The 24,078-nt window shown below is 41.3% G+C and carries 20 protein-coding genes and 1 pseudogene; 12 read left to right on the plus strand and 9 right to left on the minus strand.

The features are described 5' to 3' along the window. Positions 1–308 precede the first annotated feature (308 nt). The 3 genes from PSF31_RS02870 to PSF31_RS02880 are packed head-to-tail and all read right to left on the minus strand — an operon-like array spanning position 309 to position 1,100. Complete coding sequence (locus PSF31_RS02870) at positions 309–704, minus strand: hypothetical protein (RefSeq protein ID WP_096864745.1); 396 nt, start codon at positions 702–704, stop codon at positions 309–311. 9 nt (positions 705–713) lie between these two features. Next, a complete protein-coding gene (locus PSF31_RS02875; RefSeq protein WP_164561210.1) occupies positions 714–929 on the minus strand; it encodes a hypothetical protein in 216 nt (71 codons plus the stop codon). 24 nt (positions 930–953) lie between these two features. Further along, positions 954–1,100, minus strand: coding sequence for a hypothetical protein (locus PSF31_RS02880; RefSeq protein WP_164561211.1), 147 nt, complete (start codon positions 1,098–1,100; stop codon positions 954–956). A gap of 94 nt (positions 1,101–1,194) precedes the next feature. Between PSF31_RS02880 and PSF31_RS02885 the strand changes: the two are divergent. Next, positions 1,195–1,461: pseudogene (locus tag PSF31_RS02885) on the plus strand (choline transporter); the annotation flags it as partial. Positions 1,462–1,597: 136 nt separating this feature from the next. Here PSF31_RS02885 and PSF31_RS02890 read toward each other — a convergent pair. From PSF31_RS02890 to hpaR, 6 genes are all read right to left on the minus strand, one after another. Beyond that, entirely contained in the window at positions 1,598–2,203 is a 606-nt protein-coding gene (locus PSF31_RS02890; RefSeq protein ID WP_096864823.1) for a hypothetical protein, read from the minus strand. Beyond that, complete coding sequence (locus tag PSF31_RS02895) at positions 2,200–2,625, minus strand: hypothetical protein (protein ID WP_164560855.1); 426 nt, start codon at positions 2,623–2,625, stop codon at positions 2,200–2,202. The genes PSF31_RS02890 and PSF31_RS02895 overlap by 4 nt, the downstream gene beginning before the upstream one ends. A gap of 147 nt (positions 2,626–2,772) precedes the next feature. Next, complete coding sequence (cdiI, locus tag PSF31_RS02900; RefSeq protein WP_136134808.1) at positions 2,773–3,186, minus strand: ribonuclease toxin immunity protein CdiI; 414 nt, start codon at positions 3,184–3,186, stop codon at positions 2,773–2,775. A 458-nt stretch (positions 3,187–3,644) separates the two neighbouring features. Further along, the gene (locus tag PSF31_RS02905) at positions 3,645–8,825 is read right to left on the minus strand and encodes a two-partner secretion domain-containing protein (protein ID WP_096864820.1); all 5,181 of its coding nucleotides are present in this window, start codon (positions 8,823–8,825) and stop codon (positions 3,645–3,647) included. Between the two features lie 24 nt (positions 8,826–8,849). Beyond that, positions 8,850–10,631, minus strand: a complete 1,782-nt coding sequence (locus tag PSF31_RS02910) for a ShlB/FhaC/HecB family hemolysin secretion/activation protein (RefSeq protein ID WP_096864819.1) — start codon at positions 10,629–10,631, stop codon at positions 8,850–8,852. Between the two features lie 521 nt (positions 10,632–11,152). Beyond that, positions 11,153–11,608: a homoprotocatechuate degradation operon regulator HpaR gene (gene hpaR / locus PSF31_RS02915; protein ID WP_004905292.1), complete on the minus strand. Its 456-nt coding sequence runs from the start codon at positions 11,606–11,608 to the stop codon at positions 11,153–11,155. Positions 11,609–12,038: 430 nt separating this feature from the next. Here hpaR and PSF31_RS02920 point away from each other — a divergent pair, with 430 nt between their 5' ends. The 11 genes from PSF31_RS02920 (at position 12,039) to hpaA (ending at position 23,627) form a co-directional block, all read left to right on the plus strand. Continuing rightward, positions 12,039–12,668 (plus strand): fumarylacetoacetate hydrolase family protein, encoded by a 630-nt coding sequence (locus PSF31_RS02920; protein ID WP_096864818.1) that lies wholly within the window; start codon positions 12,039–12,041, stop codon positions 12,666–12,668. Beyond that, the gene (locus PSF31_RS02925; RefSeq protein ID WP_096864817.1) at positions 12,668–13,447 is read left to right on the plus strand and encodes a fumarylacetoacetate hydrolase family protein; all 780 of its coding nucleotides are present in this window, start codon (positions 12,668–12,670) and stop codon (positions 13,445–13,447) included. The genes PSF31_RS02920 and PSF31_RS02925 overlap by 1 nt, the downstream gene beginning before the upstream one ends. Then, entirely contained in the window at positions 13,447–14,913 is a 1,467-nt protein-coding gene (hpaE, locus tag PSF31_RS02930) for a 5-carboxymethyl-2-hydroxymuconate semialdehyde dehydrogenase (RefSeq protein WP_096864816.1), read from the plus strand. The genes PSF31_RS02925 and hpaE overlap by 1 nt, the downstream gene beginning before the upstream one ends. Before the next feature lie 240 nt (positions 14,914–15,153). Further along, positions 15,154–16,035, plus strand: coding sequence for a 3,4-dihydroxyphenylacetate 2,3-dioxygenase (gene hpaD / locus PSF31_RS02935; protein WP_004905296.1), 882 nt, complete (start codon positions 15,154–15,156; stop codon positions 16,033–16,035). Between the two features lie 9 nt (positions 16,036–16,044). Then, positions 16,045–16,428 (plus strand): 5-carboxymethyl-2-hydroxymuconate Delta-isomerase, encoded by a 384-nt coding sequence (locus tag PSF31_RS02940; protein ID WP_096864815.1) that lies wholly within the window; start codon positions 16,045–16,047, stop codon positions 16,426–16,428. 40 nt (positions 16,429–16,468) lie between these two features. Continuing rightward, positions 16,469–17,695: a Bcr/CflA family multidrug efflux MFS transporter gene (locus tag PSF31_RS02945; RefSeq protein WP_096864814.1), complete on the plus strand. Its 1,227-nt coding sequence runs from the start codon at positions 16,469–16,471 to the stop codon at positions 17,693–17,695. Beyond that, positions 17,692–19,155: an NAD-dependent succinate-semialdehyde dehydrogenase gene (locus tag PSF31_RS02950; RefSeq protein WP_096864813.1), complete on the plus strand. Its 1,464-nt coding sequence runs from the start codon at positions 17,692–17,694 to the stop codon at positions 19,153–19,155. Before PSF31_RS02945 ends, PSF31_RS02950 begins: the two co-directional genes overlap by 4 nt. A 120-nt stretch (positions 19,156–19,275) precedes the next feature. Further along, positions 19,276–20,079: a 2-oxo-hept-4-ene-1,7-dioate hydratase gene (hpaH, locus tag PSF31_RS02955; RefSeq protein WP_096864812.1), complete on the plus strand. Its 804-nt coding sequence runs from the start codon at positions 19,276–19,278 to the stop codon at positions 20,077–20,079. A gap of 10 nt (positions 20,080–20,089) precedes the next feature. Beyond that, on the plus strand, positions 20,090–20,896 hold the full coding sequence (hpaI, locus tag PSF31_RS02960; RefSeq protein ID WP_004905322.1) for a 4-hydroxy-2-oxoheptanedioate aldolase: 807 nt from the start codon (positions 20,090–20,092) through the stop codon (positions 20,894–20,896). 164 nt (positions 20,897–21,060) lie between these two features. Next, the gene (gene hpaX / locus PSF31_RS02965) at positions 21,061–22,428 is read left to right on the plus strand and encodes a 4-hydroxyphenylacetate permease (RefSeq protein WP_004905323.1); all 1,368 of its coding nucleotides are present in this window, start codon (positions 21,061–21,063) and stop codon (positions 22,426–22,428) included. A gap of 308 nt (positions 22,429–22,736) precedes the next feature. After that, complete coding sequence (gene hpaA, locus PSF31_RS02970) at positions 22,737–23,627, plus strand: 4-hydroxyphenylacetate catabolism regulatory protein HpaA (protein ID WP_004905325.1); 891 nt, start codon at positions 22,737–22,739, stop codon at positions 23,625–23,627. Positions 23,628–24,078 lie beyond the last annotated feature (451 nt).

Here is a 24,078-nt window from a genome sequence, read left to right on the forward strand (position 1 = left end):
TTAATGGTGCCTCCATAAAAAAAACAAGAGTTAAATAGTTAATAATATAAATCAAATACAATATTTTCGGGATCTTTTTACTTGATACTGATTCTTCAAACCATGAATCAAAATTATCCCCTTTTCCAATGGATGAATGAATTGAACTAAGTTTGATAAAGTCATTTTTATTTAACTTATCTATATTTCTTATTTTCACTATGACCTCTGATACTAATATATAGTTGTTTATCTTAATTGGTGTAAATAGTCTTGTTTTTCATTTTGATGGTGGTGATTTATAATAATCACCATCAAGGTTATAATACTTAATTATATGAAATCACTTGAATTAATTCATACGGTTTACCTTGTCTTATCGCAAGGTTATCATCGAAATTGAATCCTTCAGCACAAAATAACGATTGTATACTGTCAATAATGACATTTTTATAATTGATAATAGAAGGTTCTTCCCCATCAATAAAATATTTAAGAGTAATATCTATTTTTTCATCGTTTTTGATAGCATCAAAGATAAATTTTGTTGAGTGCCCCAAATCTTTATCAATCGTCAATCGTAGAATTGGAGTGCCATTTTCATCTTTTTCTCTAGAATAACTAATTGAATTAATTAGGATCGCATCATTTTTTGAATTTGAAAGGTCTTTCGTGATTAACCCCTGTTCAGATCCAATCATTCTCATGATTATTTGGTGTTTCATGCGATTTCCTTATGTTGCATTTAGCTTTAGTAAGCCATTTTTTTTCACATAACGCAATAAAAACATAACGAGTTCCGCACTGACTTTACCATTACTAAACCCAAATGCTGTTTTCTCCATAGAAGGATCATAAGCACCAATCCCAACTGCAAACTTCTCGGCTTGTGATTTAGAATTTAATTTATTAATTTCCTCAACCAATTTGTTAGTCGCAGAGGCATGCAACTGCTCTTTTTCTATGATGGGGGGTTAATTTTGAGATATTAAGCCTAATTTAATATCACGGCCTGAAAGTGCAATAATTTTGTCTGTGGATTGAAGGTTAGCCGACTGCAAGTCAATATCACGGGCTGCATTTAACGTGATATTGCCATCCGCGATGAATTTAAAATACAACTTGAGCTTCGCATTATTGCCGTTGTTGCTGATTGTGATATAGAAACCGACTGCTCTGTTATTTAAATCATGTGGGAAGGACTGGTAATTTAGCTTTGAAGTCGATTTAGGCGACGATATGAACTTTTTCTATGAATTTCTCCTCCGTTACTATATTCAACCAGCCTTTGCTTTAGCAGGTATGGGGACAGAAAGTGATGATGAAAAGAGCGAGGTGCAACGCTACTATCGTGCTGAAATTCACTTAAAAGAAGGTGGGCAAGATTATAACGTGATGGGCTGGGAAAAAGAGCAGATCATTCACGATATCCTAGACCAATATGAAAAACATATTCATTTCTTGAACTTATTGAGTAAGTAACCCCAAAAGAGTGCGAGTGAACATTAAAGACTGAAGTTTATACAGTAATAACCGCCATCTTTATATAAAGATGGCGGTTATTTATGATACATTCCAAACTTTCGCCATGTTTTATTTTTTCGTATAGCCCATAATCTTAACCATGGTACATACGAGGAAAATACTCACTAATTTTGTCGTTATCAAATAACTGGTCTACAGTGAAATCAATGGTATCAGATACCGCAATTCCATGGCGCAATTCTTCAGGAAAGTCTTCAATTGAAGCATAAATAGTCGGCATCAAATAACGAAAATAATCCCCCATCTTAGTTTCACCTTCATAGCCGACAGGATAATCATCTCCAGAGTTATTGCCTTCTATAGCTTGATAAATAAAAAAACCTTTATTTAATGGTAAATTATAATCCGAACAAACTTTTAATCTATCAAATTTATCTTTTAAGTATTTCTCAACTTCAGACTTTGTGTTTAAGAAACGAAAAAAATAATGAGAATACAAGTCTAAAATAACCGAGCCTTTTTTATCTTCGGGGTAATCTACAAATATGGCAGACTCTTCCCATTTATATTCATTCAATTGATCAAGCAATTCTTCAAAATTTTCCAAAGAGAGGAGTGCATTAGGTAACCATCCCCAATTATTGTTAACCACAACCGCGATTTTTCCATTTTTATCCATAGCAAACCAAGTATAGATAGTTCCAAAACTTGGTTTCCAGTCATTTGCTAATGTACTCATTTATGTGCTCCTGTTGGCCATGTAGCTTGACAATTTTTGCATGTATCCACTAAAGCTGCCTCATTGATTTTCGAATCTTCCCAAACAATCCTTGGCCTAACTGGTTGAGTAAATTTAATATTTTCCGGTTTAACTCCTTCCCTTATTAATTTATCAGCAGCTGATACTTCAGCACAAGCACCAACAGAATTGTTACAGAGTTTAGTGTACTCACCTATTTCAACACCAAGTTGCCTTTTAAGATAAAGAACTGTTCTATCATCTAAAGCTTCCGCACTGACTTTACCATTACTAAACCCAAATGCTGTTTTCTCCATAGAAGGATCATAAGCACCAATCCCAACTGCAAACTTCTCGGCTTGTGATTTAGAATTTAATTTATTAATTTCCTCAATCAATTTGTTAGTCGCAGAGGCATGCAACTGCTCTTTTTCTATGATGGGGGGTTAATTTTGAGATATTAAGCCTAATTTAATATCATGGTCTGAAAGCGTAATAATCTTACCTTTTGATAGTAAGTTAGCCGACTATGTTTATTCAATTGTCTATTAATGCAATAGAATCCTATTTTATGACATTTGCATTTTTGATAATAAATTACTTACGCTAGCTAAGTCTTCAGGATGAACTTTTAAATATTTTTCACAAGCTAATCTGACATAGTGGAAGCAAGTTTCTTCACTGACGACTATTTCATCTTCTTTTTCTGGAGGATAACCTATTGCAAAAAAAACCCCCTCTTTAAAAATCATATCATCTAAAAATCCATCATACTCACAAGCAAAATGACAATATGCACCATCAGTACTATAGCCTCTCTTATGAACTATGTGGTCTACAACATCTAAGAAACGGTGATCATTATACATCCGATCAAAATAAGTTTTGATGACCCAATCGTGATGATCATAATTGTTTTTATCCTCATAATTATAAGGTAATCCAAACAATAAATGATTTAATTCATCAAAAGACTCATTCATATAAATTATTCCTATTGAGGATGAAAATTACTAACACTTTTAGTTTTGGGATCTAAATAAACTCTAAAGTGTATTAGTATCGATAAGAATTCACAGGCGGCTAAAATTATAGCCGCCTGTGTTTTCAATCTTTTTTGCTCAATTCTATTGAACTTAGAGCTATCTACCCCCTATCATTGGGGCTTACTGATTGTTATTACCAGATTTCTTATAATAATTTTGCAGGAAGTATTACGTCTTTACCTTTAACATAATCCCATACCAAGGTGAATATCTTTTTATATATCGAGCTTTCATATTGTGATAGGTGCATTAATAGTTTTGATAGTTCATCCGATGATCTCATGACTGATATCTCCCCCCCTTCAGGATACGCTATAAAAACGTGACTAACACCGTTTATCGATATAGTTAAAAAAGCCTTTCCATTAATATATTGTATATTATTAAGATATACACTACTGACTAAAAACGGCATTTCCATTCCAAGCACCCTCTTTAAAAAATTCTCGTTGCGTCATTTGGTAATTTGAGCCATTCCATGGATCATGAATAATAACATTGCCAGTTTTTTTATCAGTGCCTTTTACAACAACCCAATGACCGACTCCTGCGCCTTTCTCCCACATCATTGCAGCCCAGCTTCCTGATTTATTTAATAACTCAAACTGCTCCGAACCAACATATCCTCCATTCCATTTTCCATATTGCTTATTCAGGTCTTTTATTAGTTGCTCTGTAGATTTCAATTGTGTTCCTAAATGAGTTTGATCTACAAATATATTCCGATCTCTGAGTAACATTTCCCCACATGCAGCGCCACAGCTACTTGGAGTTACTTGCTTCACTACCGTTGGGTCAACTATTTCATTCATTACACTCCAGTTACCGCCTGCCCCTCCTTTTAATTTTGGACGCTGAAGAGCGGTTCCAGCTGTTTTAATCAATCTCCCCATAACAACTAATGCACGCTCTACTGGTAACGATGTTAAGAGTGCCGCAGCATAATCTTTAGTATCCTTAGCTTGCGCAAATGCCATCATAGTATCTGATACTGGAAGGTGCTCCAGTATTGACTTTACAGGGTCTTCCCCTCCTGCACCTTTAAGGTAATTTAATCTGATACTATGCTTTTCTTGTTCTGTTAGACTGCTGTCACTCGCTAATACTTTTTCAAGTTCAAAACCACTCTCAAAAAAGTCGTCACCTCTATTCCCAAAAAAGTTATGCAGATAATGATTAAAAACAAACACATTTTCAGCCGCATTAGCACCACTGTATGCACCACTCGCTTCACCTGTATAAATACCGCCAGATAAAGCCCCAATCACCTTGATTATTTGAGTATCTGCATTTAAATTATTTTTGCTTTTGTTATCAAGAGATAGTGCAGCCAATTCAGCGGCTAATGCACCAACGACGGCCCCTTTTACATTGCCACCACTAATTTCTGCACTTAGCGCAGCCAAACCCGCATGACTAAGAGCTTTCCCTGTATGTCCCAGAATATTTCCCTGTTTATCTACATATAAATACTGGAATTTGTCTCCTATCAAGTTAGCGCCTTCGGCTTGAATTTGCCCTGCCACATTACTGAGTAGGGCTGTTTTAAAGTTTTCACTAAAGCTCCCTCCTTGGATCGCTGTTCCGATGGTTGAGCTGATGGCACTTTGCCCTGCTACACGCTGTGCGACTTGAGTCCAATTTCCATCACTGAGTTTTGGTAAAGTCACTTTAGCTGGATCAGTCACTTTGCCATATAACGCGATATCAAATCCTTCAAGTGAACCCGCAATAATCATGCTGGTCACAATTGATTTTACGGTATCACTTTCCCCTAGACTGGATAAGGTTTTTGACAGGTTTCCTTTGTTCTCGACTAATGCGACAGAAGCTTGAGAAACGAGTGAGGCAAACCCCGCCTGTGCCGCAGCAGAAGCCATTGACGCTGTTGTCGCTGAAGCACCCATGGTTGTAGCAGTAGAGCTCGCTAACCCACCAATACTGGCGGCTGTAGAGGTTCCATAAGTAGCAGCCGCGACAGCAATGGCAATCACAGCACCTACGACTGGATTAAGGCTTTCAGTTTTTACATCCCACTGGCTATAAGCATCTTTTACAACAGCCCAATTGACGTTTTTATTATTTTTAATGTCCCCGAGCCACTCATACCCAGGAGTACGACTTAATATTGCTAATGCCTGTTCGAATGACTGCCCTTCTTTAGTTTTAACATCTGCAGTGATCCCTTTATTCGCATCAACAGTCAGTTTTCCACCAATATGCAATGCAGGTAAAACCCATTTATCTGAGGTATAGCCTTTATTACGTTGGGTGATATAAAAACCGTTTGAATTTGTAATCACCTGTTCAAATTGCGAGTTTTTGACCGCTTTAAAATTGACCTTGCCCGTTTGGCTGGTGATTTTGGCATTCTTGCCCGCATTAATTTTGGTCGCTTCTAATGTGACATCATCCTTGGCATACAGATTAATATCGCCACCAGCAGTAAACTCAGTGACTTTATTGGTTTTATCACTGCGTGTTTTTCTCACTTCCTTTTTCGTAATACAAAGCGTCCATCTATTGCATTTCTTTTTATACTCTTCGAAGTAACTGCTTTCTTCCATGGCTTGGGCGTAGAGATAGCCGCCTTTTGCTGCAATATCCATCGCGCCTTTGGCAACGAGACGTGAGGCTTGGAAAAGAATGCTCCCCTCTGACAAAATGGTCAGGGTTTTACCACTGTTAATTTCAGTGCCAATTTGGCGATATAACTCTTCAAATTTTTTCCCTGACTGTTTTCGATAGTTCGTTTTAACTGACTCTAAGCGTACATTCCCCCCACTTGAGAGTGTGATGTCACTTAGGGATTTGATTGTGCTACCTTGTGCAGTGAGTGCGCCATTGGAGGCCAGAGTGACGCCTTTGTCACCGGAAAGTGTCGAAGTCACATAACGTACATCTTGGTTATCTTCACTGGGGTTGGGAATCGCAGAGTAAGCGGTAGCCGTTAATTTAATATCACGACCTGAAAGCGCTATGACCTTGTCTGTGGATTGAAGGTTAGCCGACTGCAAGTCAATATCACGAGCGGCATTTAACGTGATATTGCCATTCGCGATGAGCTGAGAACGCAACTCTGGATAGCGATTGGTTTTAAATACATTATCGACATCTTTTATGGCTTTTGAGCCTAATAAAATATCTTGGCCTGCATTGAACGTCAGTAATTTACCACTGTTGAAAGCAATGCCACGCGCTTCAATATTTTTACCGGCGGTGAGGTTTATTTCCCCTGAACTTGTCCAATTTCCTGTTTTTGTGAGTAACGCATTAATATTGGTGACAGGCTCTGAAACCGCGAGTTTCATTAAATTGCGTTCATCGCGACGAACAACAATATTGTCATTGGCACTGAGGGTAAGTTTATTCGTTTTGGCTAACTGCGCATTATCAAAAGTGATGTTTTTACCGGCTTGGATATGTAACGAGTTTGCGGCGTTGATAACCGGAGGAGATAAGACATTATCCTTAAAAGCAGAGACAGGATTTAAGCTATATTGAAGATTGCCATTTTTCGCAATCAAGGTACTGTCTTTAGCTGTTAAATTGACTTGTTTAAGGTTAAGGTCGTTGTTGGCAATTAGGCTCTGTGATTGTTTTGCAACGAGCTGCGCATCATGAATGTTGATATTTTGACCTGCGATAATAGACAGATCATTTTCAGACTGTAAGTTAGTAGAAATATTTATATTATTAGAATTTAAAATAATATTTTTTGCTGACATTAAATAAGCGGGGGAATCGATGTGATTTATTTTTGAGATCAGTGATGAGGTAATAGGTAGTTTGTTCTCACTGCTGATCGAATGTTTAAAATCGAGGATGAGATTCGCACCTGAATGTAACCCTTTCTTTGTTTTTACATTATCAATCAATTCCAAAATGAACACATCACCTTGTATTTTATAATGCGTTTCTAAAATTAATTCTTTGATATTTCTAATATTAACTATTCCACTTCCACTGTTCGAAGGATCGATGACATAATTTTTATAGGTGTATTTTTTCCAGCCAATATTTTGACTGTTATCTAAAGTATTACCGGTTAAAATTAAATTTTTCTTAGCAGAAATGATACCGTTATCATTAGTGATTTGATTACCATTAAGATAAGCATTTCCACCGCTAACTATTTCTCCGAGCCGAACTGAATCATCAGAGTAAATACTTTGACCTGTATTGACTAAAACACCCTCTTTATAAAATGCATTTGAAAAATCAGCTACACCGAACCACTTATTAGGAAGAGGGTTAACCAACTTTGCATTCATGACCACATCATAATTCCCGCCTCCTTCTCTAACTCGGTCTATTAATAAGTTCTTACTTGTGGAGGTCGGTTGTATCGTATTTTCCTTGTAGTGGGTATTTAACGACATGTTGGTCAATTGCTTCGTACGAACCACCAAATCCCCTGCATTGGTCTTTATCGTCCCCGATTTATTCTCAATCAGCGTACTCAAATCCCCCTTGGCATTTTTTTGCATCCACAAATTATCTTGTGCCTGAATAAGCGCACTATTGCCCGTATTGCTTATTGAATCGGCAAAGACACGCATATCCTTGCCTGCGGTAACTTTCCCGTTATTGGCGAGGGTGTTGGTGGCTAATGTGATGTCTTTGGTGGCATTCACGTTGGCATTGGTATTAATTTGCAGATTTTTGGTGCTGACATTGATGTCTTTTTTCCCTTGGATATTACCCGCAAGAGTAATTTTTCCATCGACGGTTAACGTCAGGTCATTTTGGTTGGCTTGCATATTACTGAGGTTAATCCCCACCCCTGATTCAGTACTGACCAATTTAACTTGGTTGGCATACATCCCACCCAGTGCTTTGGTATCTACCGAAATACTGGGTTTTGCTCCTTCACCCGCAATCGGTGTCACGGTGCCTTTTTGAAAGTCAACACGGTTCGTGCCTTGCATCAGGGTCAGGTTCTTGGCTTTGATTTGCCCATTTAGTTCGGTGGCGCGGCTGATAATATCGGCATACGTTTGCGCTTCGGTATTCATGCCATTGGCGCCGATAACCACACTGCCTTTTTTCACCTCAACCGCAGACAAAGCCCCCTTGTTATCCAGAATAGGTTTTCCCGTGGTTAAGGTAATCGCAGGGGTATTCACAAAACTACAGCCATTGCAGGTAATGCCATTCGGGTTGGCAATTAAGACATTTGCGCCTTTACCTGCCACTTCCAACTTACCTTGTAATTCTGAGCGGTTACTGCCGGTAACTTCGTTGATAATCAGATTAGCGGCATTTCCCTTTAAATTCGCATTGGCTTTGATTTGCCCTGCAATTTGGGAATTCACATTAGTCGTGGCGTTATTGAGTACCGCACCTTGTTTATCAACATTAAATTGTTGGAATTTATTGTGGGATATTCCGGCCCCATTCGGCGTGGCGATATTAATAATCGGGACGTTATTTTGTTGGCTGATTTGGGTGTTTTTATCTGCCGCCGTCATGGCTGCTCCCCAAGCGGGATGTAAGGGGTAGACTGCGGTTAAGAAAATAATGGTGTAACTTAATATCCGCTTAGAGCGAGAAGGTAATTGTTCATTTAGCATAAATAATCCTTTAAAAACGTAAAGCTACAGAGAGAATAAGACCGACCAATAAGCCGACCAATTGTCTGGTTTAAGTTGTGAGGGATAATGCAAAGGTTTACTGAGTAGAAACTGAGAATAAATTAGGCTATTGCCTGTAAAAGAGAGGCCAACGGCTCCGCCGGCTAAAGTGTCATGTTCAACGTGGTATTTATCTGAGGCAATAAACCCGTAATCTAGTGCTCCGATAAAACGCAGTTGCCCAATTGCCGTATTGGCGATGTCTTTATTGATTTCATTACGCCAATAGCCACCTCGGTTACCACTCAAAGACTGCTCATGGTAGCCACGGACAGAGTACTGACCACCGATGCTGATGCGTTCAATGCCGTATAAATTATCGGGAGAATATTGACTGTAAAATGACGTTAAATAGGTCAAACCATTAGAGAAAAAATACTGATAACTGCTACTTAGACTGAATTTGCGGTAATGGCTTCGTGGTGAATCTTTCGCGAGGGTGTCCGGTGAGGCGCCAAAGACGGATATTCCCCATTCAGCAGCAGTGTTTAACGTGAAGTAGCCTTGTCCGAGGGTAGTGCTGTACTGCGGGGTAAATGAGAGCGAGGTTAAAGTTGGGCTGCTGATACTCAGGGTTTGGGAAGCTAACTGAGTTCGGGCATTTTTATGTTTTAAACTGCCTTGTAAGGTTAGACGCTGTTTGCCATCGCGATAAATTAAGCGGCTGACATCCAACTGTTGGTTGGTATTTTTGCCTTCATAACGGTATTGCTGACCCGATGCATAAAACGGCTGTAATGTATTATTACGATAGAATTGGTAACGGTATGACCAATAACCATAAGGCACATTCACATTCGCAACGATATAACGATTATGATGGGATGTACTTCCATCCATATCGGTATTGGCCGAGGCTGACCACTGCTCACCAAACCCTAATGGGGAATCTACCGTCAAACCGCCTGTAATCAGCTGTTTTCCTGTTGCTTTCATCCCTGAATTATCGAAGTTCAATTGGCCCGTGATAGGCCACTTTTTCCCTTGCTGGTGAATAATAATCCGAGAGTAGCCATTTTGGCTTCCTGGCTGGATATCGATAGTGTACTTAGCGGACGATAACCGGTTGAGTTGCTCCAACCCCTGTTCAATATGCCGTAGGTTTAATATTTTTCCTTGTTGATGAGGGAATATTTGATGAGCTAAACGCTTAGGGGAGTTTTCAATCTCGATAGTTTCAATCTTTCCTTCAATCATTTGTATGGCGAGATGATGTGACGATAAATCTTGCTCAGGAATGATGGCTTGAGAGGTAATAAACCCCTGTTCTATATAGTAATTAGTCACATGCTTAGTGAGCTCATGTATTTCACCTAGCGTGAGGCAGCGTTTTAAGTAAGGTGAGGTTAACTGAGTCTGAGTTTTACTGGTGAGTTGTGTGGCACCGACAAATTGGATCTTATCGACCGGGAAACAAATTTCATCTTGACCGTGTTTGGAAAAAGTATCATCAACAGTGATTACATTGTGTTTTTCCAATAGATTACGTTGGGTTAACTCCGATTCTAACCGTTGTTTCTGTTCAAATTGAATACTTTCATTCGTGGAAGGGAATAATTGATTTTCCGTGTAGCCATAAGGCGAAATCATAAACAACGATAAGTATAATAAACGCCATATAATTTGATATTTTGTCATGTTATCTAAATTTTCGTTACGAACAGTAAATTTACCGTAATGTAACTTATTCTCATTAACTGTTTTTAGATAAAAAAATCCACCATGACTAAAAATTAATACTTTCATTCTTAATATGATTTTTTTGCGCCATTTTATTATATTAATCTAACCAAACCGCAATTAATAATAAAATTTAATGCCATATACTGAAAATCAATCATTTGATTTTATTAGGAATGATTTTTCTGAAGAGTTTGTCACAAGTAACCTATAGGTAATTTCACAATTACAAATAAGATATGATAGTGAGGGATTGGCTACTCAACTAAAAGTATAAATGAAGTTCAACTTCAGTGAATCTAAACGGAAAAGTGAATTATTTAAGTAATAACTATATTCTAAATAATTCGAATTATAAGAAGGCGACAATTGAAGAAAGTCCGATGAAAACACACCAATATGTGACCCAGTAGCCAGCGCCAGCAACAATGTCACAATGCGAAATATGACGAAGACAAATTAATTTTCTAAATAGTTCGAACTCTAGCAAGGCGGCAATTGAGGATAGTTTGGGGAGCATACATCAGTATGTGACCCAAATAGCCGAAAGAAGCCAACACAGCTAGAGCTCGAAATATGACGAAAATTTAGGCGCTCTTTCTCTTATCAGCAGCGATATTACTATAATCTGGGCTCTCTAAAGCAATTAACTCATCCAACAACGCGGTTAATTGCTGCATTTTCTCTGGCGAAAAAGCCAGCTCAATTTTTTGATAACCTTCTTCCACTTCCTGCCGCGCTTTGTCATACAGCTCTTGCCCTGCAGGTGTCAAAGAGACATATAACTTGCGCTGATCATTCAACGGTTTTAAGCGGAAAATTAAACCTTCGCGCTCCATACGGGTTAGGATCCCCGTTAAACTTGGGCGCAGAATACAGGTTTGGACTGATAATTCATGAAAATCAATTGAACGCTTATCAGCTAAAACGCGAATGATACGCCATTGCTGTTCAGTCAAATTATACGACTTTAATATCGGCCGGAAAAAACCCATTGCGGTTTCCCTTGCCTGCAATAATGCAATTGTCAATGATTCATGCATAAGCTTAAAACTCACCACTTAATTAACGTTATTTAGCCCAATTTAGGTATTTTATGGCGGCTGCCACAGTGCTTTATTGGCACAATGCTTTAGTGAAACCTTTGGTTATCACCATGAATTTCCACATCGCCAATTTGCCTTATTCAAGAGTAGCACGGTCAAATAACAATCTCAAAGAAAAACCCTAAAATATTAATGAGTAAATAATTTAAAATCCAACTTTAAAGTTAATTTTTTGTAAATCAAAAAAAATTGAAAAAATAATAAATTCATTTATAACAGTATCTTACAAAAAGATAACTCAATTATGTTAATGAGATCACAATTAAAATTAACATTTCCATAAACCTATTGCTAATTTAAAAATTATACTTTATTAATATATTAATAATTACTCGAAAGTTGAATTCTTTTCATTAAGGAGTTGTCAATGAAAGGCACTGTATTTGCCGTTGCCCTCAATCATCAAAGCCAGCTTAGCCATTGGCTTGAGGCATTCCAGCAAGCCCCTTATAAGACCCCACCAAAAACCCCTGTGTGGTTTATTAAGCCGCGTAATACGCGTATCAATTCAGGCGAGCAAATTTTGCACCCTGTAGGTGAAGAAGTGCAAAGTGGCGCTACGCTTGCTTTGGTGATCGGTAAAAATGCACGCAAAGTCAGTAAAGAGGATGCTCATCAATTTATTGCTGGGTTTGCGCTGGCAAATGAAGTGAGCTTGCCAGAAGACACCTTCTATCGCCCTGCAATTAAAGCAAAATGCCGTGATACTTTCTGCCCAATCGGTGAAATGGTGGCTACTTCGCTAAATACTCCTGTCGATATCATCACCCTAGTGAATGGCAAAGAAGTGGATCGCTGGTCAACAAAAGATCTGATCCGTGATGCGAGTGAGTTAGTTGCTGCATTAAGTGACTTCGCCACCTTAAAGCAAGGGGATGTGATCCTGCTCGGAACGCCACAGCAACGTGTCACCATCAAACCCGGTGATGACGTGGTTATCCAAGCGGAAGGCTTTCCTAGCCTGAAAAATACCGTTGTGGCAGCAGGAGGAAAATAATGTCTACGATAACAAAACGCGCCAAAATCCTTTTTAAAGGCACTGAATATTCCGTCACTGTTGGTGATAACGAAGCCATTACATTACCTAATGGGGATGTGATCGCGGGTGATTCTCCTGATGTTGAATGGTTACCCCCTGCTCAAGGGACGTTATTTGCCCTTGGTTTGAACTATGCAGACCATGCTGCCGAATTAGAATTTAAGCCACCTGAAGAACCTTTAATTTTCTTAAAAGCAGAAAGCAGCTTAACGGGCCACCGCCAAGTTTCTGTTCGTCCTGATAATGTTGAATATATGCATTATGAGTCTGAGTTAGTGGTGGTGATTGGAAAAACGGCTCACAAGGTCTCAAGAGAAGATGCCATGGATTATGTCGCAGGTTATACCGTGTGTAATGACTATGCGATCCGTGACTATTTAGAGAACTATTATCGCCCAAATTTACGTGTTAAGAGCCGTGATACCTTAACGCCGATCGGCCCTTGGATTGTCGATAAAGACGCCATTAAAGATCCCCATAACTTGGCTTTATACACCTATGTTAATGGTGAATTACGTCAAAAAGGCACCACTGCCGATCTAATTTTCGATATTCCATTTTTAATTGCTTACCTCAGTGACTTTATGACACTGCAACCGGGAGACATGATTGCGACAGGGACACCAAAAGGGTTGTCTGATGTCGTGCCGGGTGACGAAGTCATTGTTGAAGTTGAAGGTGTTGGCAGACTGGTCAACACCATTATCAGCGAAAAAGACTATGAGGAACGTGTGTAATGACTCAGATTAATCATTGGATCAACGGTAAAAACGTTGCTAGCAAAGACTATTTTGAAACCACCAACCCTGCAACGGGTGAAGTACTCGCTGAAGTCGCAGCGGGTGGACAAGACGAAATCAACCAAGCCGTTGCCGCAGCGAAAGACGCATTTCCGAAATGGGCCAATACCCCAATGAAAGAGCGCGCTCGCTTAATGCGTCGCCTTGGTGAATTAATCGACGAAAATGTCCCGCAAATTGCAGAAATGGAAACCAAAGACACTGGTTTGCCTATTCACCAAACTAAAAATGTGTTGATCCCACGCGCTTCACATAACTTTGAATTCTTTGCCGAAATTTGCCAGCAAATGAATGGCCGTACTTACCCTGTTGATGACAAGATGATGAACTACACCTTAGTTCAACCTGTGGGTGTCTGTGCGCTGATTTCCCCATGGAACGTGCCATTTATGACCGCAACATGGAAAACCGCCCCTTGTTTAGCGCTGGGTAATACTGCGGTTCTGAAAATGTCTGAGTTATCACCATTATCAGCGAATCGCCTTGGTGAACTGGCTCTGGAAGCCGGTATTCCAGCGGGCGTTTTGAACGTGGTTCAAGGCTATGGTAGCACTGCTGGGGATGCTTTAGTCAAACACCATGATGTCCGTGCGGTTTCCTTTACTGGGGGCACGGCTACTGGCCGCACTATTATGCAAAATGCAGGCTTGAAAAAGTATTCCATGGAATTAGGGGGTAAATCACCGGTACTGGTCTTTGAAGACGCGGATATTGAGCGTGCACTAGACGCTGCCCTGTTTACGATTTTCTCCATTAATGGCGAACGCTGTACGGCTGGCTCACGTATTTTCATCCAAGAAAGTATCTATCCTGAGTTTGTTAAACGCTTTGCGGAACGTGCAAACCGCTTGATCGTCGGTGACCCGAACGATCCGAAAACCCAAGTGGGTGCATTGATCAGCCAGCAGCACTGGAACAAAGTTTCGGGTTATATTCGCTTAGGTATGGAAGAAGGCGCAACCTTGTTAGCGGGTGGCCCAGACAAACCGACTGATCTACCTGACCACCTCAAAGGCGGTAATTTCTTACGTCCTACCGTACTGGCTGATGTCGATAACCGCATGCGTGTTGCACAAGAAGAGATCTTTGGGCCTGTGGCTTGTTTAATTCCGTTTAAATCTGAAGAAGACGGTTTACGCATGGCAAATGATATCGAGTACGGCCTTGCTTCGTATATTTGGACGCAAGATGTCAGCAAGATTTTACGTTTATCACGCAGTATTGAAGCTGGAATGGTGTTTGTTAACACCCAAAACGTGCGTGACCTGCGCCAACCATTCGGTGGTGTCAAAGCCTCCGGTGTTGGCCGTGAAGGTGGTGAGTACAGCTTCGAAGTGTTCGCAGAAATGAAGAACGTCTGTATCTCCTACGGAGACCACAACATCCCTCGCTGGGGTGTGTGATTCATAAATTTATTTTATTTATCAATTAGATACCTATGAAAATTTGAACTGTAAATGATTCATGATAAATAATAGCTACAACAAATTATGGGTAAACTCGTTCCTTACCCTAAATAGTTTGAGTTGTAGCTAGGCGGCAAGCGAAATCATCCCTATGAGCATACATGAGTATGTGATTAGGGTGGTTTTGTGCGGCCAACACCGCTACAGCTCAAAATATAACGGGTAAGAGAGGATGAAATGGGTAAGTTGGCACTCGCCGCAAAAATAACACACGTCCCATCCATGTACCTATCAGAACTACCAGGTAAAAACTTTGGATGCCGCCAAGCCGCTATCGATGGGCATAAAGAAATCAGCCGCCGCTGCCGTGAATTAGGCGTTGATACCATCATCGTTTTTGATACGCACTGGTTAGTCAACAGCGCCTATCACATTAACTGTGCTGACCACTTTAAAGGTATTTACACCAGTAATGAACTTCCACATTTTATTCGCGATATGGAATATGAATACGATGGGAACTCGGTATTAGGCCAAATGATTGGTGAGGAAGCGCGTAAGTTAGGTGTTCGTGCTCAAGCTCATGAAATCCCAAGCTTAACCCTTGAGTATGCGACATTAGTTCCTATGCGCTATATGAATAGTGACCGTCACTTTAAAGTTATCTCAATTTCAGCATTCTGTACTTCCCATAGTTTTGAAGACAGCCGCAAATTAGGTGAAGCCGTACTAACCGCGATTGAAAAATACGATGGCACCGTCGCTGTATTAGCGAGTGGTTCATTATCACACCGCTTTATTGATGACCAAAAAGCCGAAGATGGCATGAACAGCTACACGCGTGAATTTGATGAGCAAATGGATAAACGTGTCGTCAAACTTTGGCGTGAAGGTCGTTTTGAAGAGTTCTGCAAAATGTTGCCTGAGTACGCAGATTACTGCTATGGAGAAGGCCATATGCACGACACTGTGATGCTGCTAGGTATGTTAGGTTGGGATAAATACGCTGAGAAAGTGGAAGTTTTAACTGACTTGTTTGCCAGCTCAGGCACAGGGCAAATCAATGCCGTGTTCCCACTGCCAAGCTATATTACTGATAAACAAGCTGTCACCGCATAAGGAATTGTTATGCCTCATTTTTATGCAGAATGTACAGAAAATATTCGTGATGAAGCTCAACTACCTGAGCTCTTCGCCAAAGTGAATGAAGCCCTCGCGGGAACCGGTATCTTCCCATTAGGTGGCATTCGTAGTCGTGCTATTTGGCTGGATACTTGGCAAATGGCCGATGGCAAGCACGATTATGCTTTTGTCCATATGACGTTGAAGATCGGTGCTGGGCGCTCTCTTGAAGATAGGCAAAAAACGGGGGAAATGATTTTCGACCTGATCAAAACCCATTTTGCCAATTTAATGGCAAAACGCTACCTCGCACTATCTTTTACCATGGAAGAGCTTGATCCTGTTTTAAATTATAAACAGAACAATGTTCATGCCTTGTTTAAGGGCTAAGAGTTTAAAGCTTTATTCTTCGTTTTATTGAGAGGGTAAGATGGTTAAAAATTTCGATAAACACATACCGCACTACTTGATTCCATTACTGGGGTCATTAGTGGCATTCGGTCCATTGTCTATCGATATGTACCTCCCTGCCCTCCCTCAAATGGGAATTGCATTACAGGCCACTCAAGGGCAAATGCAGTACACCCTTGGGGCTTTTTTTGCTGGTTTCTGCGTGGGAATGCTGTTTTATGGCCCATTAAGTGACCTTCTTGGCCGGCGGAAAATGTTGTTAAGTGGCCTTGCCATTTTCACTATTGCCAGTTTGTTATGCGCACAAGCCACCAACGCAAATACCTTGATTGTATTCCGAGCGCTGCAAGCTTTTGGTAGTGGAGCGGCCATTGTTATGGCTAGGGCGATTGCAAGGGATGTTTACCCTGCTCATGAACTACCTAAAGTGCTGTCATTAATGACACTTGTGACCATGATAGCGCCATTACTGGCACCACTTTTAGGTGGTTTTTTACTCGTTCATTTTCAGTGGCAAGTGATTTTCTATTTGCTGGCAGTAATTGGCTTGGCTTCGGTGTGTGCGATTTTTTTCTTACTCCCTGAAACGTTAACCCACCAGCGCGGTTCTGAAAATATACTTTGTGTCGCTTTTAAGAATTATGCACAGGTGCTCACAGACCGAGAAGCTCTGAGTATTATTGGCACCATGGCATTCTCTTTTGCCGGTATGTTTGCCTTTATCAGTGGTTCACCGTTTGTGTACATCAATTATTTCGGTGTTTCTGAACAACATTATGGTTTGCTGTTCGGTTGTAACATCTTGGGGATGATTATCATGTTGTTGTTGAACGTTAAACTGCTAAAAACCTATAGTTTAACGCGCATACTGACTATGCAAAGTGGGTTTCAATTAGTATTTGGTCTGCTGTTACTCATATTTTACCAACAAAGTTTGCCCATAATTGTTATTCTAGTCGTGCTGTTCTTATCGATGGTCAATGCTATCGGCACCAACAGTTTGTCACTATTACTGCAACATCGCGGGAAAATTGCAGGAAGTGCCAGTGCACTTGCTATTTCTATTCAGTTTGCCTTAGCGGCTGTCGCCAGCGTTGCAGTTTCTGTATTACAAGATGAATCCCCATTCGCTATGGCACTTGTTATGGCGCTGTGTGCCGGGTTAAGTTTTGTTAGCCAACAGCTATCAGCTAAAAATATCCGCCCACAAGTCCAATCAGTGTCTTCGGAGAACAACGAAAAATGAGCATAAATACCAATTCTACGTTATTTCGCCAACAAGCTTATATCAACGGCCAATGGGTTGATGCCCAAAATAAAAGTGTGTTTGAGGTCACTAACCCAGCCAATAACGAAGTTATCGCTAACGTCAGCAATGTCGGTGCTTTAGAAACTCAACAAGCTATCGAAGCCGCAGAAAAAGCCCTGCCGGCATGGCGTGCTAAAACCGCCAAAGAGCGCAGCCAAATTTTAAACAAATGGTTCCGTTTAATGATGGATAACCAAAAGGAATTGGCCGAATTACTCAGTACTGAGCAAGGTAAGTCGATCACTGAATCGATGGGAGAAATTGCCTACGGTGCCAGCTTTATTGAGTGGTTTGCTGAAGAAGGTAAACGTGTGTATGGGGAAACCATTCCATCACCTTTACCGGGGCGTCGCCTTGTAACGATAAAACAACCCGTGGGGGTGGTTGCGGCTATCACACCGTGGAACTTCCCAAACGCCATGATCACCCGCAAAGTCGGCCCTGCGCTAGCAGCAGGCTGTACGATGGTATTAAAACCCGCGGCAGAAACACCATTATCTGCATTAGCGTTGGCAGCGTTAGGGGAAGAAGCCGGCATTCCTGCTGGCGTGTTTAACATTGTTCCAGGTACTGATGCTAAAGCCATTGGCGGCGTGATGACCTCTAGCCCAATCGTTCGTAAGCTCACGTTCACGGGTTCAACACGAGTTGGTAAATTGCTGATGGAACAGTGCGCTAACACCGTGAAAAAAATGTCTCTGGAACTCGGTGGTAACGCGCCATTTATCGTGTTTGATGATGCCGATTTAGATGCAGCAGTACAAGGTGCATTAGCGGCTAAATTCCGTAATAGCGGGCAAACTTGTGTGTGTGCTAACCGTATTTTAGTCCAAGAAGGCGTTTACGATGAATTTGCGGCTCGTTTAGCAAAAGCCGTGAATGAACTGAAAATCGGCCCTGCCACACAAGCAGACTCCCAGCAGGGTCCTCTGATTAATCAAGCCGCAGTCGATAAAGTCACTGAACATATTGCTGATGCCGTTTCCCACGGTGCAAAAGTCATCGCTGGTGGTAAATCGGCAGAATTAGGTGGCTTGTTCTTTGAACCGACCGTTATCACTGGCGTCACTGAAGCCATGAAAGTCGCTAAAGAAGAAACATTCGGCCCACTGGCACCTTTATTTAAATTCCGCGATGAGCAAGAAGCTATTGATCTTGCCAATGATACTGAATTTGGCTTGGCATCTTATTTCTATTCAAAAGATATCGGGCGTATCTACCGTGTTGCTGAGGCATTAGAAAGCGGCATGGTGGGTATTAATGAAGGCATTATTTCAAATGAAGTGGCCCCATTTGGTGGCATTAAGCAGTCAGGTCTGGGGCGTGAAGGTTCACGCTACGGAATCGAAGATTACTTGGAAGTGAAATACCTCTGCTTTGGTGGTCTTTCCAATTAGTTAAATTGAGTACCGCTGGGTACGCATTCAATTTACACCTTGAATAGTCCGAGTGGCAGCAACGCGCTTTAGTGCAGCGCTGCTCTCGAAATAGAATAGGTGAATAGGAGTATTAACAGCATGTTACAAAAAGATGTCATATCACAAATCGCGCAGCGCCTAAATCAGGCTGAAAAATCACGTGAGCAAATCCGACAGATCTCACTCGATCACCCAGAAATGACGATCGACGATGCTTACGCTATCCAAAAAGAGTGGGTTGGCGTGAAAATTGCTGAAGGACGTGTGCTAAAAGGCCATAAAATTGGGCTAACATCCAAAGCCATGCAGACAAGTTCACAAATTGATGAACCTGATTACGGTGCGCTTCTTGACGATATGTTTTTTGATGACGGCTGTGATATTCCAACAGACCGCTTTATCGTACCGCGTATTGAGGTTGAATTAGCATTCGTACTGGCGAAACCATTACGCGGGCCAAATTGCACCATCTTTGATGTGTATAACGCGACTGATTATGTGATCCCAGCCCTTGAGCTAATCGATGCGCGTTGTCATAACGTTGACCCTGAAACCAACCGCCCACGCAAAGTGTTCGACACCATTTCGGATAACGCAGCAAATGGCGCGGTAATTTTAGGTGGTCGCCCAATCAAACCACGCGATTTGGATATGCGTTGGATTAGCGCCCTTTTATATCGTAATGGCGTCATTGAAGAATCTGGCGTGGCAGCCGCTGTACTCAACCACCCAGCAAATGGCGTGGCATGGTTAGCAAATAAATTAGCACCGCATAATGTGCAACTTGAGCCTGGTCAAATTATCTTAGGTGGCTCATTTACACGCCCTGTTCCGGCTCGTAAAGGTGATGTGTTCCACGTTGATTACGGCAATATGGGTTCAATTAGCTGCCGCTTCGTGTAAGGAAAATGGCATGGATATTTTAGAAAATAAATTTAAGAAAGCACTAAAAAGTGGTCAACCGCAAATCGGTTTATGGCTTGGCTTGTGCAGCCCATATAGTGCTGAATTACTTGCTGGTGCAGGCTTCGACTGGTTATTAATTGATGGTGAACATGCACCAAATAATGTGCAAACGACATTATCTCAATTACAAGCGATCGCCCCTTATCCGTCACAGCCCGTGGTACGCCCACCGTGGAATGATCCGGTGATCATTAAGCAATTACTGGATATTGGCGCACAAACCCTTTTGCTACCAATGGTACAAAATGCAGAACAAGCCAAGCAAGCGGTGCGCGCAACACGTTACCCGCCAGCTGGGATACGCGGTGTCGGCAGTGCTTTGGCACGTGCTTCTCGTTGGAACCGAGTACCTAATTATTTAACCCGTGCCAATGATGAAATGTGTGTGATAGTACAGGTTGAAACCCGTGAAGCCATGAATAACCTTCCCGAGATCCTAAAAGTTGAAGGTGTCGACGGTGTGTTTATTGGCCCTGCGGATCTTAGCGCAGATATGGGCTTCTCAGGGAACCCTAACCACCCTGAAGTCAAAGCCACAATCGAAAAAGCGATTGTACAAATTCGTGAGGCCGGCTTGGCACCTGGTATTTTAATGGCAGCCCCAGATGTCGCTGAACATTATCTTAAACTCGGCGCACTATTTGTTGCCGTCGGGGTTGATACCACGCTACTAGCACGCACCGCAGAAGCGCTAGCAGCAAAATTTGGTAAAACCGTCTCAGAGGTGGCCTCGAGTGCACCAAGCGTTTATTAATTAAACTGTCTCTAAATAAGTTAATTTTAACCCTACAGACAAATAACTTAATTAGATAAATTAAGAAATCAATATCGCAACATTGGGCAGACAGCACCATGACTGCCTACTCGTCCCTTGTACCTATAATAATCTGTAAAAGAAAGAATTGAGGGCCCTACAATATGAGTAATCAACAACTTGCAAGCACTAACCCTGCTGAACAACATAAAAATTTAACCGAACCGCAGCAGCGGGTGATTAATAAGTTATTTAAACGTCTCATTGTATTTTTATTTGTGCTATTCGTTTTTTCCTTCTTAGACCGTATTAATATTGGCTTTGCAGGTCTAACCATGGGGAAAGACATCGGCCTAACTTCCACCATGTTCGGCTTAGCCGCCACCTTGTTCTATGCCACTTACGTAATTTTTGGTATTCCAAGTAACATCATGTTAGGAATTGTTGGTGCTCGCCGCTGGATAGCCACCATCATGGTGCTTTGGGGTATTGCTTCTACAGCCACCATGTTTGCCACAGGGCCAACCAGTTTATACGTCCTACGGATGTTAGTGGGTATCGCTGAAGCGGGCTTCTTACCTGGGATTTTAGTTTATTTGACTTACTGGTTCCCTGCCTATTTCCGCGCTCGTGCTAATGCCTTATTTATGATTGCGATGCCTGTTACTATGGCATTCGGTTCACTCGCATCCGGTTATATTCTAGGTATGGATGGCATTTTAAACCTAAAAGGTTGGCAATGGCTGTTCCTGCTAGAAGGTTTCCCATCCGTGATCCTCGGTGTGTTGGTTTGGTTCTACCTTGATGATTCGCCGAAAAAAGCTAAGTGGTTGACCCAAGAAGACAAAGACACACTGCAAGAAATGATGGACCAAGACCAGCTTGAGCTTGTCCAGCCGCATGGTTCCAAAAGCCATACCGCATTGCAGAACAAAAGCTTATGGAAAGAAATTTTCACCCCTGTGATCTTAATGTATACCGTCGCTTATTTCTGTTTAACCAATACCTTAAGTGCGATTAATATTTGGACCCCACAGATCATGCAAAGCTTCAATGAAGGCAGTAGTAATGCCATGATTGGGCTATTAACTGCAATCCCACAGTTTTGTACTATCTTAGGGATGATCTATTGGAGTCGCCGTTCTGATAGGTTACAAGAACGGAAAATGCATACTGCACTACCGTATTTATTTGCGGCCGCAGGATGGGTTCTCGCTGCGATGACAAGCCATCCCGTCATTCAGTTGATTGGTATTATTATGGCCTCAACAGGTTCATTTACTGCGATGGCAGTGTTCTGGACAACCCCAGACCAGTCAATCAGCTTACGTGCTCGTGCCATCGGTATTGCGGTTATCAACGCAACAGGTAATATAGGTTCCGCTGTCAGCCCACTCCTTATCGGTTGGCTGAAAGACCAAACCGGTAGCTTTAACTCTGGCCTCTATTTTGTTGCAGGCCTATTGGTGGTCGGTGCGCTGTTAGTCATTGCTATCCCAATGAAAAACTCAAGGCCAAGGGCAACACCTTAAACGGTAAAACTGTTGAGTTTTAATAAATTAAGTGCTGCAACAGATTGGAAAAGTTGAATTTATTTAATCCGTCCCCTAAATATTGTTCAAAATAATTCAAGTTGCAGCTAGGCGGCAAGCGACGATATCTCGGGGAGCATACATGAGTATGTGACTCGAGTAGCGGAGTGCAGCCAACAACGCTGCGGCTTGAAGAATGAAGAACAATTCGAGTTGCAGCTAGGCGGCAAGCGAGTTAATCTCGGGGAGCATACTGAAGTATGTGACTAGGGTTGGCTTGTGAGGCCAACAACGCTGCGAGCCGAAGAATGAAGGGTAACTCAACTTTAATTACGAATATTGACATCAGTACAGACTACGACGAAACCCAAGGCACCGACGACGTCCACTACCAAACCTTTGGCAACATGGCCGCCTTCTTTGGTCGCGACATGCAAGCTCATCGCCATGATGGTTTCTTCCAGTTGCACTATTTGGTTACGGGCCATATTACTTTGCAGCTCGATGAGTCGCGCTATTCTGTTCAAGCGCCGCTCTTTATTCTTACGCCCCCTTCGGTTGCACATGCATTTTTCACTCAAGAAGACACTGATGGCCACGTACTCACCGTACGGCAAGACCTGATCACGCCTCTTCTTAGCTCATTGTACCCAGCGAATCCAGATTTGGTCGATATCCCTGCTATTTGCTTATCTGTTGCCGATAAGCCTGATGATATCGATACCTTTAATCATTATTGGGCATTGATGGCTCGCGAATCGGCGAATAACTATATTGGCAAAGACCAAGCCCTCGCCTCTTTAGCCCAAGCGCTGTTTACCTTTCTACTGCGCTCTATTCCACTTGATGAGCACCCTACAACGGGGGTTAGAGGCGAACACCGCCTATTCCAACGTTTTAATCAGCTCATTGACTTACATTATCATGAACACCTTGCGGTACCTGAATATGCCAAAAAACTTGATGTCACAGAGTCACGCCTTAAAGATATGTGCCGGCGGTTTGCTAACCGGCCACCGAAAAGGTTGATTTTTGACCGAATATTGCGTGAAGCTAAGCGGATGTTACTGTTTTCCGACAGCCCCGTTTCAGAAATTGCCTACCAGCTCGGTTTCAAAGACCCCGCCTATTTTGCGCGATTTTTTAACCGGTTAGTCGGGTGCTCTCCTAGCCTATGGCGAGAACAAAACATTCATTAAAGAGAGGCTTAGTGATTTTATCCGTATTTTTAGGTAAAAATCATCAATGCCTCCTGAATGCTATATCATACCTACTTCTAACCTATCTCTACAAACCACCCTTCAAATAATTTTACATTTTAAAAACATTTTTGATATCTTATAAATTTTGTTTTAACTTTATAAAGATGCTAATAATGCTTAACAAAAAGTGAATGTGAAGATTAAAAAAAGAACAAACAACCCAAGGAAAAATATTAATATTAATATAATAACTATTTAATTAATGATTAATAATCAATGCACTGTAAGATAAATAAAAATTTATATTAATATCAAAACATCGAGATGATCACATTTCTTTCACAAAACACAGCTCCCAACGAAAAGTACCAGCAAACCTTTAGAAAGTCTCTTTAAAACTCCCTCGTAAAGCGATTCAATTAAGAAACACAAAACAAACATAAAATTA

It is taken from the genome of Providencia sp. PROV156, from assembly GCF_028480905.1.
In the GTDB taxonomy this organism is placed as follows: Bacteria; Pseudomonadota; Gammaproteobacteria; order Enterobacterales; family Enterobacteriaceae; genus Providencia; species Providencia hangzhouensis.

Excerpts from the sequence above, each read along its gene's own strand:
- PSF31_RS02870 (WP_096864745.1), bottom strand. The coding sequence starts at position 704 with ATGAAACACCAAATAATCATGAGAATGATTGGATCTGAACAGGGGTTA.
- PSF31_RS02890 (WP_096864823.1), bottom strand. The coding sequence starts at position 2,203 with ATGAGTACATTAGCAAATGACTGGAAACCAAGTTTTGGAACTATCTAT.
- cdiI (WP_136134808.1), bottom strand. The coding sequence starts at position 3,186 with ATGAATGAGTCTTTTGATGAATTAAATCATTTATTGTTTGGATTACCT.
- PSF31_RS02905 (WP_096864820.1), bottom strand. The coding sequence starts at position 8,825 with ATGCTAAATGAACAATTACCTTCTCGCTCTAAGCGGATATTAAGTTAC.
- PSF31_RS02910 (WP_096864819.1), bottom strand. The coding sequence starts at position 10,631 with ATGAAAGTATTAATTTTTAGTCATGGTGGATTTTTTTATCTAAAAACA.
- hpaR (WP_004905292.1), bottom strand. The coding sequence starts at position 11,608 with ATGCATGAATCATTGACAATTGCATTATTGCAGGCAAGGGAAACCGCA.
- PSF31_RS02920 (WP_096864818.1), top strand. The coding sequence starts at position 12,039 with ATGAAAGGCACTGTATTTGCCGTTGCCCTCAATCATCAAAGCCAGCTT.
- PSF31_RS02925 (WP_096864817.1), top strand. The coding sequence starts at position 12,668 with ATGTCTACGATAACAAAACGCGCCAAAATCCTTTTTAAAGGCACTGAA.
- hpaE (WP_096864816.1), top strand. The coding sequence starts at position 13,447 with ATGACTCAGATTAATCATTGGATCAACGGTAAAAACGTTGCTAGCAAA.
- hpaD (WP_004905296.1), top strand. The coding sequence starts at position 15,154 with ATGGGTAAGTTGGCACTCGCCGCAAAAATAACACACGTCCCATCCATG.
- PSF31_RS02940 (WP_096864815.1), top strand. The coding sequence starts at position 16,045 with ATGCCTCATTTTTATGCAGAATGTACAGAAAATATTCGTGATGAAGCT.
- PSF31_RS02945 (WP_096864814.1), top strand. The coding sequence starts at position 16,469 with ATGGTTAAAAATTTCGATAAACACATACCGCACTACTTGATTCCATTA.
- PSF31_RS02950 (WP_096864813.1), top strand. The coding sequence starts at position 17,692 with ATGAGCATAAATACCAATTCTACGTTATTTCGCCAACAAGCTTATATC.
- hpaH (WP_096864812.1), top strand. The coding sequence starts at position 19,276 with ATGTTACAAAAAGATGTCATATCACAAATCGCGCAGCGCCTAAATCAG.
- hpaI (WP_004905322.1), top strand. The coding sequence starts at position 20,090 with ATGGATATTTTAGAAAATAAATTTAAGAAAGCACTAAAAAGTGGTCAA.
- hpaX (WP_004905323.1), top strand. The coding sequence starts at position 21,061 with ATGAGTAATCAACAACTTGCAAGCACTAACCCTGCTGAACAACATAAA.
- hpaA (WP_004905325.1), top strand. The coding sequence starts at position 22,737 with ATGAAGGGTAACTCAACTTTAATTACGAATATTGACATCAGTACAGAC.